Origin of the sequence: Alcanivorax sp. UBA3183, from assembly GCF_002364155.1 — a bacterium.
GTDB lineage: Bacteria > Pseudomonadota > Gammaproteobacteria > Pseudomonadales > Alcanivoracaceae > Alcanivorax > Alcanivorax jadensis.
In genome coordinates this window covers 32,411-46,867 of the sequence record NZ_DEXN01000049.1, presented here as the reverse complement: position 1 = coordinate 46,867, position 14,457 = coordinate 32,411, and the positions used below count along the sequence as shown (strand labels likewise).

Sequence of the window (14,457 nt, the reverse complement as noted above, 5' to 3'; positions counted from 1 at the left end):
AAAAGTCCTTACAATCGTCACTTCTTCAGCCCCGGTAGCTCAGTTGGGTGAGGTCGGGGATTTCCAAAGCGTGCTTTGGCCGAACGAACGCGAAGCGGATACCGCCGCTTTGCCGGCGCCCGCAGGGCGAGTAAGCGCCGGTAAAATAGTCGCTTGCTCCCCGGAAACTGGCACCACAACTAAAAGTCCTTACAATCGTCACTTCTTCAGCCCCGGTAGCTCAGTTGGATAGAGCAAGCGCCTCCTAAGCGCTAGGTCACAGGTTCGACTCCTGTTCGGGGCGCCATTTCTTTTCTGGTTCCGTATCACATCGGCTCCATTGCCGGGCTGCTTGTGCGTTACCCAGGGGATTCAACGATGCCACCATCGCACTGTTTGGTCGGTCGGCGCCGCCGATGTCCTGACGGCACAACCCGCAACGCCATCAGACCTTCTTTTACATATCAGTGATTTACCCGATGGAGCGGCTGCTCTAGATTGAGGATTCCATTCGGGTACAAGAAGGATCTTGCTGATGAAAATCCTGGGACTGCTACAACTTGCCCTGGCGATCTATGCCATTGTGATGATCATCCAGTCCGGCGCGGAAACCCTGCACAAGGTGCTGTGGGTGCTGCTGGTGCTGGTATTACCGCTTGTCGGGCTGATTATCTGGGGGCTGATGGGGCCGGGCTCGCCGCTGAAGCGTTAGCGACCTCCTGCGACTGCTTTTCCTGTGGCTTCTGCCAGCTCTCCGGAGTCTGGTAGTAGCCGTGGGAGATTCCCTGAAAACGGGGCAGGTTCACCACCCGGCGCAGTCGACGCAGTGAGAAATAGGGAATATCCCGCAAAATGATATTCGCCAGCCAGGCCGGTACAGCGCCACCCGGGTCCAGTATCACCTCAATGGTTACCTTCACCTCCCCCGGCGACAATGGCTCGAATCGGTAATAGCCTTCCATCTGCGGCATGCGCACATAATCAGACTGCTCGGGAAATACCGGCGGATTCAGGGAAAACGGCATCACCAGATTGTAGCTGTCCGGCTCCTGGTAAAAAGTCACACGCAAAGGCGCATCCCGATCCTTCACCGGCCACGGCAGGCGAGTGGTGACATAGACATCACGCTGATAAGGGGACGCCCGATGCAGGTCACGGATTTCCGAGACCATGTGCATAAAAGACGCCACCGCCTCGTAATCGTCCATCAGGGCACCAATGGCATTAAAATCTGCCACCGGCACAACACCCACCCCGCGAAAGGTTTTCAGCCGTGAGCTGTCGTCATCCTGGCGATAGACCTGGATATCATCGCGGTCGGTGACCAGCACCCATTTTGACGGGTCAGCCATGGACATGGCGGAGCCGCCCAGCAGGATCAGGCCGAGTAAAAGTCGTTTTATTATCATTCTGTTTTCCTGACGCATCCCCATCGCCGCCCCTGAGACAGCCCGGCGAGTGATCACTTTATAACCTGCCTGACAGCGCCAGACCTGCCTGACGGAAAAAAATGTGACACAGACAATCTGGAAATGCGACCTGTCGCACAGTCGGTGCGCTCGAAACCCCGCTGACCGGTACGTCATGGCGGCAACTGACGCACGGGTTCAGGTCACAGATAGGGTTCCATCAGATGCGAGAGGGCGTTACGCAAACGACGCCAGGGCGCCATGTCCCGGAAATGCTCCGGCTCCATGCGGGTAGACAGCAAGATATGGCGATCCAGCATCTTATCCACCCGGGTGGTCAGAGTGTCGCTGTAACACTCCAGATCAAATTCGAAATTCAAGCGCAGGCTGCGGGCGTCCCAGTTACCGGAGCCGAGCATCAGCCAGTGCTGATCCACCGTCATTACCTTGCTGTGATCAAACGGCGGCGGCGACAGATAGAGCTCGGCGCCCTCGCCCACCAGCCAGCGCAAGGCATGCAGACTCGCCCAGTTCACCATACGCAGGTTGCTCTTGCGGGGAATCACGATCTGCACCTGCACGCCCTTCAGAATCGCCATCTGCAGGGACGCCATAAGGGTCAGATCCGGCACGAAATAGGGAGTGACAATCCGGATACGCTGCTCGGCGCTGCCAATGGCCGCCAGCAGGGTAAGCCGGCGTTTATCAAAATCCGCATCCGGGCCGGCGCTGATGCCCCGCGCCTGCACCTCGCTCACCTGGGCAGGGCCACGGTAGCTGGTCTCCAGCACCTCCCCGCAGGTAAACACCCAATCGGCGGCGAAGCTTCGCAACAGCTGGCCGACCACCGGCCCTTCAAGTCGGGCATGCAGATCCGTGGTGCGAGCCGGTTTATGTAGATAGCCAGCACGGATATTCATGCCCCCGGTAAAGCCCAGGGAGCGATCCACGATCATGATCTTGCGGTGGTTGCGAAGGTTGATATAAGGCATACGCCAGGGCGCCAGGGAGTACAGGAAACGCTGCACCGGCACCCCGCGACGGCGCAAGCGCCAGAACACCGACGGCAGGGAGTAGTGGGCGCCCATGCCATCAATCAGCACCCTCACCTTGACGCCCCGTTTAACCGCGGCGGCCAGGGCATCCACCAGCGGCTTGCCGGCAGCGTCATTGCCGAAAATATAGGTCACCAGGTAGACGCTTTCACTGGCACCGTTAATCGCGTCCAGCATGGCCTGATAGGTCTGCGGCGCATCCAGTAGTGCCAGCTCGTTGCCGTCGGTGAGCGGCAAATGAGTCAGGCGCCCTACCAGTCGGCTGAGCACCTGCAGGTGCGGCACCGTGGGCACCGCTTCTGCGGCCACCCGCCAGCCATCATCAGTGTCGATCAGCCCGCCGGTGAGTTGCCGGGCGCGACGCTGGATACGGTTCACCCCCAACATGAAATACAGTACTGCGCCGACCACGGGCACCAGCCACACCAGCCCGGTCCAGGCCGCTGCCGCCCGCGCATCGCGCTTGTTTTGCGCCACATGGGCAGTCACATAGATCGCCAGGAAAAGGCTGATGGCAGCGGCAATATAGGGCCAGAACGGCTCCAGCACTGCCAGCCCCTGGTCATAACGGCTTTTCCAGAATGTCAGATCCAACGCTTTTCCGCTCCTTGCCTAGCTACCGCCTGACGAGCTCAAATCCGCCCAGGGCGGCAATATCTGGCCAACATAGCATATCCCCCGCCGCCCCGCGGATTGCGACAAAAAACCAGTCAGATCAACGGCTTTGCGCTTTGCAGCCCAAGTCACTAAAATACGCCCTCTTTTTTTGGGACAACCACAGCCGCCACGCGCTGTACGTCCTCCCCGACAAGGCTGGGAGACGTGAGTCCCGGGTCCTCAGCGCCGACCCTGATCGGCGCACGTTAACGGGCATTAGGCCCAACTCAGCGTCAGCTGCCGCTGGCCATCTGTAGTACCGAATACGAATCCCGCTGGTGTAGGCAACCAGTGTACCGGTATTGGCGATTCTGTCGTCATGCCGGCGCATGATGAGGAGCGATACCATGCCCGAAACCAATGCCGTCATTCCGCTGCATCAGAGCACGGAACCGCAGTTTGATGAACCGCGCCGTTTCAAGGTATTCACCGCGCGTCAGCTCGACAAGATCGAGCCACTCAAACGCCTGGACGACGAGACCCGCTTTGCCATGGAAGTCGTTGCCAATGTGCTGCCTTTCCGGGTCAACGAATACGTCATCGACGAACTGATCAACTGGGACAAAGTGCCCAACGATCCCATCTACCAGCTCACCTTCCCACAGAAAGGCATGCTGGCCCCGGAACACTTCGACAAGGTGGCTGACGCCATGCGCGGTGGCGACAAGGCGGAAATCAAGGCAGCCATCGCCGAGGTCCGTGAAGCCCTGAACCCGCACCCCGCCGGGCAGATGGAACACAACATGCCGGAAGTGGACGGCGAGAAGATCGACGGCGTCCAGCACAAGTACAACGAGACCGTGCTGTTCTTCCCCAGCCAGGGGCAAGTGTGCCACAGCTATTGCACTTTCTGCTTCCGCTGGGCCCAGTTCATCGGTGACAACGATCTGAAGATCGCCACCAAGGAAGCCGGCCAGCTCAAGAAGTACATCCAGGCGCACCCGGAAATCACCGATGTGCTGATCACCGGTGGCGACCCGCTGGTAATGAAGACCAAGAACCTGCGCGCTCATATCGAGCCGCTGCTGGAACTGGAACAGATCCGCACCATCCGCATCGGTTCCAAGGCGCTGACCTTCTGGCCCCAACGTGTCGTGTCCGACGACGACGCCCAGGACCTGCTGGACCTGTTCCAGGAAGTGCAGGCCAAGGGCAAACACCTGGCGCTGATGGCCCATTACAATCACTGGCAGGAACTGGAAACGGACATCGCCCGGGAAGCCGTGCGCCGTGTGCGTGCCACCGGCGCCGTGATTCGTGCCCAAGGTCCGCTGCTGGCCCACATCAACGACAACGCCGACGACTGGGCCCGCCTGTGGCAGACCCAGGTAGAGCTGGGCATCATCCCCTACTACATGTTTGTGGAACGGGACACCGGTGCGCGCCGTTACTTTGAAGTGCCGCTGGCCAAGGCATGGAACATCTACCGCGATGCCATGAAACAGGTATCCGGTATCGCCCGCACCGCCCGTGGCCCGAGCATGTCCAGCCACCCCGGCAAGGTGGAAATCCAGGGCGTCACCGAAATCAACGGCGAGAAGGTGTTCGCCCTGCGCTTTATCCAGGGCCGTAACCACGACTGGGTACAGCGTCCTTTCTTCGCCAAGTACAACGAAGAAGCCACCTGGCTCAATCATCTGGAACCCGCCTTCGGCGAAGACAAGTTCTTCTTCGAAGACGAGCTGGCAGAGATGGAGAACGAGTAAGGATCAGTTCGCCGCTACGCTAGCGAGCGTGGGGCTGATTTGAAAGCCAAGAGGCCGCGTCCGCAGTGTGGGCGCGGCCTCTTGCGTTTTCGTGTCGCCAAATCTCTTATCGGTCTGGCCCTTCCTCCTTCCCCCCGACTCCCTTAGGCTTACCCCTTGGTAATTATCCTCAAGGAATATCCATGCAAAACGGGCTGATGGTGCTGCACGGCAACCGTCTGGAAACCCTCACCGAGCTGGTGGCCGACTGGCTGCAGCGTGAGCCGCTGTCACCGCTGGAAACGGAAACCTTTCTGGTGCAGTCCAACGGCATGGCCCAGTGGCTGAAACTGCAACTGGCGGATGCTCTGGGGATCAGCGCCGGTTTCCAGTTCCAGATGCCGGCCCGCTTTTTATGGAGTGCCTATCGCACCGTGCTCGGCGAAGCCCAGGTGCCACGCACCTCGCCCTTCGATAAATCCCGGCTGCTATGGCGTCTGTACCGGTTACTGCCGACGCTTCTCAATAACGAGCATTTCGGCCCCCTACGGCATTTTCTTGCCGACGATGTGGATGGCCGCAAACGCCACCAGCTGGCCGAGCGATTGGCGGATCTGTTCGATGCCTATCAAGTCTATCGGGCGGACTGGCTGGCGGACTGGGAAAGCGGTAACGACCGCCTGCGCAAGGCTCAGGATCGCGACGCCTTTGATGATTTCCCCACCAGCCAGTTATGGCAGGCTGATCTGTGGCGCGCCCTGCTGGCGGACATGGATTACAGTAAGCAAGGCCTCAGCCGCAGTGCCATCCACCGGGATTTCATGGCCGCGCTCACCCTACAACAGGAACAGGGCACAACAGCGCCGGGGCTGCCACGCCGGCTGATCATCTTCGGTATCAGCGCCCTGCCCCAGCAGGCCCTGGAAGCCTTGGCCGCGCTCAGCCAGCACTGCCAGATCCTGATGCTGGTACAAAACCCCTGCCAGCATTACTGGGCGGATATCGTCGAAGACAAACAACTGCTGCGCCGCCAACTGGATAACCGCAAACGCCACCTGACCGCCCTGCCGGAAAACCGCGTCAATCCACTGCTGGCCGCCTGGGGCAAACAGGGCCGGGACTTTATCGGTCTGCTCTACGACCACGACGACCCGGACAGTTATCGCAGCGCCTTCCAGAACCAGATTGATCTGTTTGAAAACCGCGAACCGCACACCCTGTTGCAACACCTGCAGCAGGACATTCTCGATCTGGAACCGCTGCCGGCCCCGGACCAGCGTCCATCACTTGAAGTGGACAGCTCCCTCCATTTCCGCATCGGCCACAGCGCCCAACGGGAAGTGGAAATCCTCCAGGATGAACTGCTCGACCGTTTCAGCAACGACCCGAGCCTGCAGCCCCGCGACGTGATCGTGATGGTGCCGGACATCGAAGCCTATGCACCGCACATCGACGCCGTATTCGGCCGGCTGGAACGGGACGATCCGCGCTATCTGCCCTATACCCTCAGCGACCGCAGTGCCGGTGCCGCGTCCCCCCTGGCCCAGGCCGTGGAATCCCTGCTGCACCTGCCCCAGTGGCGCTTCACCGCCACCGACATTCTCGACCTGCTGGATGTGCCCGCCGTGCGCGAACGCTTCGGCATCGACGAAGGCGACCTGCCACAACTGGCTCGCTGGATCGACCAGGCCCGCATCCGTTGGGGCCTTAACAGCCAGCAACGCCAGACCCTGGACGTACCCGGCTTCGAACAGAATAGCTGGGCCTTTGGCCTGAAACGGATGCTGGCCGGCTACCTGCTCGGTGACGGCCCGGCCTGGATGGGCATCGAGCCCCTGGACGAAGTGGCTGGGCTCGGTGCGGAACTGGCCGGACGACTGTCGCTTCTGCTCGACACTCTGGAGCACCACTGGCAGCAATCCCGTCAGGACGCCAGCGCCAGGGAGTGGCAACAACGCTTCACCCAGTTACTGGATGACCTGTTCGCCCCGGTGGACGAAGCGGACCAGACCCTGGATGCGGGCCTGCGCGACGCCCTCAACGACTGGCTGGCTGCCTGCGCCGAAGCCGACTTCGACAGCACCCTGCCACTCACCGTGGCCCGCCGCCCCCTGCTCGATGCCCTGAATGCGGAAAGCCTGTCGCAACGGTTCATGGCCGGGCGCATCAACTTCTGCACCTTGATGCCCATGCGCGCCATTCCCTTCCGCCATGTCTGCCTGCTGGGCATGAAAGACGGCGACTACCCCCGTCAACAACAGCCCATGGATTTCGATCTGATGCGGCAATGGGGGAACTATCGACCCGGCGACCGTTCCCGCCGCGACGACGACCGCTACCTGTTTCTGGAAGCCCTGCTCAGTGCCCGCGACAGCCTCTACATCAGCTGGACCGGCCGCAACGTGCGCGACAATAGCGAACGCCCGCCCTCGGTGCTGGTGGCGCAACTGTGCGATCATATCAACCAGCGCTGGCACGCCGACCAGGGCGAACCGGTGGATGCCCTCACCGTGGCCCACCCGCTGCAACCGTTCAGCGCCCGCTACTTCTTCCACACTGAGCAGAATGCAGCCAACGACATCCAGCTAAACGAGTCCCTACACACCTATGCCAACGAATGGCGTGCCCTCCACGATGGCCAGGCCACCCGTGTCAGCAATGACCAGCCCCTGCCACCACTGGACAGCGACGAGCCAATTACCTGCGCCGCCCTCGGCCGTTTTCTCAAGCAGCCGGTAGCGCACTTTTTCGAGCAACGGCTGAAGGCCCGCCTGAAACAACAGCGCCAGGTACTGGACGACAGCGAACCTTTCGCCTTCGATGGCCTGCAACGTTTCCAGCTACAGGACCAGTTGCTCAGCGAGGCCCTGCGCGCTGGCCCGGAGCATGCCGGCGGGGCCATGACGGAGGCCATGAATCGACTGGCCGGCAGCGGCGACCTGCCCCTGGCGCCCTTTGACGAGGGCAGCCGCGACAGCCTGCTGATGCCACTGTCACAACCACTGGAACAGTACTTTGCCCTGCTGGCAGACAGCGGCGCGCCGCAACCGCAACAGGAAATCCGCCTGAGCGCCGGCCCGTTACAACTGGAAGACTGGCTCACCGACCTGCGAGGCTCCGCCGCCAATGCCCAGCGTCTGGTGCTGCACACCGGCAAGCTGAAAGAGCGCTTCGACAAGCTCACCCGGGACTGGACCCTGCACCTGGCCGCCTGCGCCGCCGGGCATCCGCTGAACACGCACATCCAGGGACAGGATGGCCGCATTACCCTGCCTCACCTGAACCGCAGCGATGCCCAGCACTGCCTGGATCAACTGGGCCACGCCTGGCAGCAAGCCCTGTGCGAGCCCCTGCCCATCGCCTGCGCCACCGCCTTTGCCTGGCTGAAAGGGGAAGAAAAAGACAACGGCGACAACGAGGCACGCAAGGTGTTCGAATCCGGCTTTATGCACACCGGCGAGCAGGACAAGGAACCGGCCATTGCCCGCGCCTGGGCCGACTTCGATAGCATGCTGGCTGCCCGCCATGGCGACGATAGCGCCTTCGCCTACTGGACCGAGCAACTCTATGCCCCGCTCTACCAGCACGCCCAATGGAGTGAACATGGTGACAATTGAACGCACCCTTTCTCCTGTTTTCGTAGGGTGCACTGAGCCTAAGGCGAACTGCACCGTTGATGGGCGGCAAGCTGCAAGCTACAAGCTGCAACGCGGGAGAGTGCGATACCAGGCTGACTGTCCCGTAGCCGCGATTCGGTTTACTGTGACGGCGTTAGTACTCAAGTTTCGGCTTTCTTTCGGCAGAAAGTCCGGGCGAATTGAGCCTTCTGTGCTTACGCTGCTTCGTAGCTTCACCCTCTCCATGTCCCTCTCCCCTCAAGGGAGAGGGGACCGCTCAGAAAGGCCTGGTGTCACTTCCCTGCTCTCAGCCTTGAGAGGCGCTCTCTATTGGGTCCCCTCTCCCCTTGCGGGAGAGGGACAGGGAGAGGGGGGCAGTTCATGACCAACACTCGTCCTCTCCCGATTATCTTCCCGTTGCACGGTACCCGGCTGATCGAAGCCAGCGCCGGCACCGGCAAGACCTTTACCCTGGCCGCCCTCTACCTGCGTCTGGTGCTCGGCCATGGTGAAGACAATGCCTTCTCGCGGCCGCTGCTGCCGCCGGAAATTCTGGTGGTGACCTTCACCGAAGCGGCCACCGAAGAACTGCGCGAACGGATCCGCGACCGCCTGGCCGATGCCGCGCGCATCTTTGCCGATGCCAATGCAGACGCCGACGACCCGGTACTGGCCGAATTGCTCAACGACTACCGCGAGCCGGAAGACCGCGCCCGCTGTGCCCAGCGTTTGGATGCCGCCGCCCAGTGGATGGACGAAGCCGCCATCTACACCATCCACGGCTTCTGTAATCGCATGCTCAAACAGCACGCCTTCGATTCCGGAAGCCTGTTCAGCCTGGAGTTGCAGGAGGACGCCAGCGACGAACAGCAAATGGCGGCGCGGGATTACTGGCGCTCGATAATTGCCGATTTCCCAGTGAGCGCCGCCAATGCCCTGCAAAGCGACAACCTGGGCAACCCGGATGCGCTGCTGGAGGCCTGCCGCCCCCTGCTCGGTTTGAAAGAAGCCGACCCGGAGGAGCTACCGCAAAGCGTCACTCACTGGCTCGCACAAACCGGCCCCCAGGCGGACAAGGATCAACAAGCCCGCCAGCAACTGGCCGCCGAACTGCCGGACTTTCTCGAATGGGTGCGCGCTGCCCGCGACAACAAGTGGCTCAACGGCAACAGCTACCGCACCACCAGCCTGCCGGGCATGCTGCAAACCCTGCAACGCTACGCCAATGGCGAACGACTCAACGACAAGGCCTACGACACCCTGGCGAAGTTTTCCCATGAAGGCATGAAGCTCACCAAGGCCGGGGAGGAACACCGCCCGGACTTTGCCTTCTGCCAGCAGCTGGATGCGGTCATGGAAGGCCGGGCAAATACACAGTTGCCCCGCACTGACCTGCTCGCCCATGCCGCCGCCTGGATTGACCGGCGCGTGGACCAGGTCCGTCGCCAGACCGCCACCATGGGTTTCGACGACATGCTCAGCCGCCTGCACGATGCCTTGAAAGGCGGTAACGGCGAACGGCTTGCCCAGGTCATCCGCGACCAGTTCCCGGTGGCACTGATCGACGAATTCCAGGATACCGACCCGACCCAGTACGGCATTTTTTCCGCGCTTTATGAAGGGCAAGAAGGCACCGGCTGGTTCATGATCGGCGACCCCAAGCAGGCCATCTATGCGTTCCGCGGTGCCGACGTCTTTACCTATCTGAAAGCCCGTCGGGCCACCGAAGGCAACCACTACACTCTGGATAAAAACTTCCGCAGCGCCAACGCCATGGTCAAGGCGGTGAACCATCTGTTCACCTACAGCCAGAACACCTTTGGCGATGTGTTCATGATGGACAACGCCATTCCGTTTGAAGCGGTAACAGCCAACGGTCGCAAGGACGTTCTGTTAGTCGACAAAAAAGAAACATCCGGCATTACCCTGTGGGTTGACGAGCAGGAAAAACCGGTGAGCGCCGGCCAGTACCGGGATGAGCAGGCGGCCCGCTGTGCCAGTGAAATTGCCCATCTGCTTAACGGTGCCGCCAACGGCGTCACCGGCTTCCAGAAAGCCGACAGCTTCCGGCCCCTGCATCCCAACGACATTGCCATCCTGGTACGCGACCGCACCGAAGCCAAAGCCATCCGCGATGCGCTGATGGAACGCCAGGTCCGCAGCGTCTATCTGTCCGACCAGGATTCCGTGTTTGCCCAGCCCGAAGCCCATGACCTGTTGTTGATCCTGCACGCCTGCGCCACCCCGGAATCCGACACCCGGGTACGCAGCGCCCTGGCCTGTGCAGTGCTGGACCTGGCCTATGCGGAACTGGATACCCTCAATCAGGATGAAGTGCGCTGGGAAGAAACCGTGGAGCAGTTTCACGGCTATCGCCAGCAATGGCAGACCCAGGGTGTGCTGCCCATGTTGCGCAGCCTGCTGATGGATTTTCATGTGCCCGCCCGGCTCAGCCAGAGCCTGGACGGCGAGCGGGCCCTGACCAACCTGCTGCATCTTGCAGAGCTGTTGCAGCAGGCCGCCACCCAGCTCGATGGCGAACAGTCATTGATCCGTTATCTGGAAGATACCGTTGAAAAAGGCCGCGGCAGCAGCAAGGAAAGTATCCTGCGCCTGGAAAGTGATGACGACCGGGTAAAGGTCATCACCATCCACAAATCCAAGGGCCTGGAATATCCGCTGGTATACCTGCCCTTTATCTGCAGCTTCCGCCCGGCGGACAAGAACAAGCCGCCGCTGCGCTACCACGAAAACGATCATCTCAATGTCTCGCTGGAACCGGACGAGACGGTGGAAAACAAGGCGGACCATGAACGGCTCGCCGAAGACATGCGTCTGCTCTACGTGGCCCTGACCCGCGCCTGCCACACCTGCACCCTGGGACTGGCCCCCTACATCAAGGGCCGCGGCAAACAGAACCAGCTGGAGAAAAGCGCCATCGGCCGCTTGCTGTTCGGCACTGGTGTGCCCAACGACGGCCTGCGTGCCGCGCTGACACCGGTTGCCCATGATGCGATCAGCATCATTCAGGCGCCGGACAGCAACGCGGAATGCTATCAGCCCAAAGCCGAATCGCGGACCCTGCGTACGCCTCTGATTCCTGTGGCCCGGCGACGGCAACCCTGGTGGATTGCCAGCTACAGTGCGCTCAAACAGGTACAGGAAACCCTGGCCCCGGCAGACCCGCGTGGCGATCAACTGGCCGAGCAGCAGGACGACACCGTTATCGATGACGCCGAGCCCCTGCCCGATACCATCCACGCCTTCCCCCGTGGCGCCGCACCCGGCACCCTGCTCCACGATGTACTCGAGCAGGCCGCCAACCAGCGCTTCACGCAAACCCTGGCCGACCCCGCCGAGTTTGAAACCAGCGTGGAAGAAAAACTGCAGGCCCGGGGCTGGCAGGATTACATGGACGTCATTCGCCACTGGTGGAAGCAGGCCGTCACCACTGCCCTGCCGCTCAAAAACGACCAGATCGCCCTCAATACCTTGCACACCTATGTGCCGGAACTGGAATTCGTGTTCCCCGCCCACCAGGTCAAAGTGGCCGAGATGGATACCCTGATCCGCCAACACATTCACCCCACGCATCCGCGCCCGCGACTGGAAGCGGATATCCTGAACGGCATGCTCAAGGGCTTTATCGATCTGGTGTTCGAACACGACGGCAAATACTACGTGCTCGACTACAAATCCAACTGGCTGGGCGTGGATGACAGCGCCTACACCCTGGACGCCATGACCGACGCGGTGCTGGAAAAACGCTACGAAGTGCAATACGTGCTCTACCTGCTGGCCCTGCACCGCCTGCTGAAAAGCCGCCTGCCGGATTACGATCCCGACCAGCACCTGGGCGGCGCCGTCTATGTGTTCCTGCGCGGCCTGCAAGGGCCAGCGGCGGGCACGGTGTTTGATCGGCCGGAGACAGGGTTGATTGAAGCGCTGGATACCATGTTTGGAGGCTCATCGTGACACAGATCCCTACCACCTATTGTAGGAGCTTGCTTGCAAGCGAATGGCCCCGGATTCGCGTGCAAGCACGCTCCTACAAAAGCTCCCTGGCCGCAGGGGCCAGCCATGCAAACTGACCTGTTCTCCGCCCTCACCTGGGAAGACGCCCTCATCCTGCTGCGCGACAACAATCTGCTGCGCGATCTGGACGTGGCCATTGCCCGTTTCCTCAACCAGCAATGCCCCCAGGCAAGCTACGAAGTGCTGCTGCTCGCCGCCTTTACCAGCAATCAACAAGCCAGCGGCCACCTCTGTCTGGATCTGAAAAACCGGCAGCTGGCCACCCAGCTGTGGGGCACCAGCCCGCCGCCGGAACTGGTGACCCTGCTGCCCGGAAAACCGGACGACTGGTTGCATGACCTTCGACAAAGTCCGCTGGTGAGTCAGGATGGCAACACGCCGCTGGTGCTGGACGGTAGCCGCCTTTACCTGCGCCGTAACTGGGCCCGGGAAGTGTCTGTCGCCGAGGCCATCGACCAGCGACTGGCCACCGTCAGCGCGCTGCCTGTCAAGCGCCTGCGCGACGCCCTGACCCGATTATTCCCGAACGCCGGCGACCAGACCGATTGGCAACAGGTGGCCTGCGCCCTGGCCAGCCGCAGTGGTATTGGCATCATCACCGGCGGTCCGGGCACCGGTAAAACCACCACCGTGGTGCGCCTGCTGGGGCTGCTGCAAAGCCTGGCCATGGGGGACAACCAGCGCCTGCGTATTCGCCTCGCTGCCCCCACCGGCAAGGCGGCGGCGCGGCTCACCGAATCCATCGGCGAACAGGTGCAGCAACTCGACGTGGTAACCGCGGTACGCGACGCCATCCCCACGGAAGTCACCACCCTGCACCGCCTGCTAGGCACCCGCCCAGACAGCCGCCACTTCCGTCACCACGCCGACAACCCGCTGCACGCGGATCTGGTGGTGGTGGACGAAGCCAGCATGATCGACATGGACATGATGGCCAGCTTGCTGGAAGCCCTGAGTCCGCACACCCGGCTGATCCTGCTGGGCGACAAGGACCAGCTCGCCAGCGTGGAAGCCGGCGCGGTGATGGGCGATCTGTGTCGCCATGCCCACCAGGGCCGCTATAAACAGAGCACCATCGATTTTGTCCAAGACACCTGCGGCGCCGACATCAGCAACTACCAGGAAACCGAACAGGCCCCGGGCAACGCCCTCGCCCAGCAGACCGCCATGCTGCGAACCAACTGGCGGTCCAAGGACAGCCCCGGCATCGGCGAACTGGCCCGAGCGGTGAACGAGGAAAACCTGCCGCAGGTGCGCAAGGCGTTCCAACAGTACAACGACAGCCTGCATCGCCATCCCCTGCGCAGTGACGGCCAGCAACTGGAAACACTACTACTCAACGGCAGCGGCGATCACCATGGCTTGCGCGCCCTGTTTAATGCCATGGCAACGCCACCTGCGCAACGACAGGATTTCGATGCCTGGGCAGCCGGATTACTCAAGCAACTCACCCACCAGCAACTGCTCAGTGGCCTGCGTAGCGGACCTTTTGGGGTGCAGCAACTGAACCAGCGCATTACCCGCCACCTGCAACAACAGGACCTGGCCCCGGAACGGGAATGGTATCCGGGCCGGCCGGTGATGATGACGCGCAACGATTATCAGCTGGGGTTAATGAACGGCGATGTGGGGCTGAGCCTGCCGCTGCTGGAAGACCGGAATGGCAAACCGGAGTTGCTGCTGCGAGTGGCGTTCCAGTTACCGGACGGTCGCATCAAGTGGGTACTGCCCAGCCGCCTGGATGGCGTGGAAACCGTCTATGCCATGACCGTGCATAAATCCCAGGGCTCGGAATTCAGGCATACCCTGCTGGTGTTACCGGACGCCCCCCATCCGCTGCTCACCCGGGAACTGATCTACACCGCCGTCACCCGCGCCCGGGACCGTTTCACCTTGCTGGAATTCGGCAAACCGGCGGTATTGGACAGCGCCGTCAAGAAACGTACCTGGCGGGCATCCGGGTTGGCTGAGCGGCTAATTAAATAGATTGTAGGAGCCATGCTTGCATGGCGAACCGAGC

Annotated in this window: 7 protein-coding genes and 1 tRNA gene; 6 read left to right on the top strand and 2 right to left on the bottom strand. The window is 61.5% G+C overall.

Annotated elements, in window-relative coordinates; translation table 11 throughout:
• Positions 1-209 precede the first annotated feature (209 nt).
• Positions 210-286, top strand: a tRNA-Arg gene (locus B3Q33_RS16580).
• A gap of 228 nt (positions 287-514) precedes the next feature.
• Positions 515-691: a PLDc N-terminal domain-containing protein gene (locus B3Q33_RS16575; RefSeq protein ID WP_084573421.1), complete on the top strand. Its 177-nt coding sequence runs from the start codon at positions 515-517 to the stop codon at positions 689-691.
• Here B3Q33_RS16575 and B3Q33_RS16570 read toward each other — a convergent pair.
• Positions 648-1,388: an START domain-containing protein gene (locus tag B3Q33_RS16570; RefSeq protein WP_035246423.1), complete on the bottom strand. Its 741-nt coding sequence runs from the start codon at positions 1,386-1,388 to the stop codon at positions 648-650. The two genes, B3Q33_RS16575 and B3Q33_RS16570, sit on opposite strands and share 44 nt — an antisense overlap.
• A 203-nt stretch (positions 1,389-1,591) precedes the next feature.
• Positions 1,592-3,037 carry a phospholipase D-like domain-containing protein gene (locus B3Q33_RS16565; protein WP_272961724.1) on the bottom strand — a complete coding sequence of 482 codons (1,446 nt, stop codon included), beginning with the start codon at positions 3,035-3,037 and terminating at the stop codon, positions 1,592-1,594.
• A 410-nt stretch (positions 3,038-3,447) separates the two neighbouring features.
• On the opposite strand from B3Q33_RS16565, the gene B3Q33_RS16560 reads away from it, so the two are divergent.
• The 4 genes from B3Q33_RS16560 to recD all read left to right on the top strand — a co-directional run bounded on the left by B3Q33_RS16560 (position 3,448) and on the right by recD (position 14,423).
• Positions 3,448-4,806, top strand: coding sequence for a KamA family radical SAM protein (locus B3Q33_RS16560; RefSeq protein ID WP_272975074.1), 1,359 nt, complete (start codon positions 3,448-3,450; stop codon positions 4,804-4,806).
• Positions 4,807-4,988: 182 nt separating this feature from the next.
• The gene (recC, locus tag B3Q33_RS16555; protein WP_273008780.1) at positions 4,989-8,402 is read left to right on the top strand and encodes an exodeoxyribonuclease V subunit gamma; all 3,414 of its coding nucleotides are present in this window, start codon (positions 4,989-4,991) and stop codon (positions 8,400-8,402) included.
• A gap of 381 nt (positions 8,403-8,783) precedes the next feature.
• Positions 8,784-12,377 carry an exodeoxyribonuclease V subunit beta gene (recB, locus tag B3Q33_RS16550; protein ID WP_286829623.1) on the top strand — a complete coding sequence of 1,198 codons (3,594 nt, stop codon included), beginning with the start codon at positions 8,784-8,786 and terminating at the stop codon, positions 12,375-12,377.
• Positions 12,378-12,482: 105 nt separating this feature from the next.
• The gene (gene recD / locus B3Q33_RS16545; RefSeq protein ID WP_286829622.1) at positions 12,483-14,423 is read left to right on the top strand and encodes an exodeoxyribonuclease V subunit alpha; all 1,941 of its coding nucleotides are present in this window, start codon (positions 12,483-12,485) and stop codon (positions 14,421-14,423) included.
• Positions 14,424-14,457 lie beyond the last annotated feature (34 nt).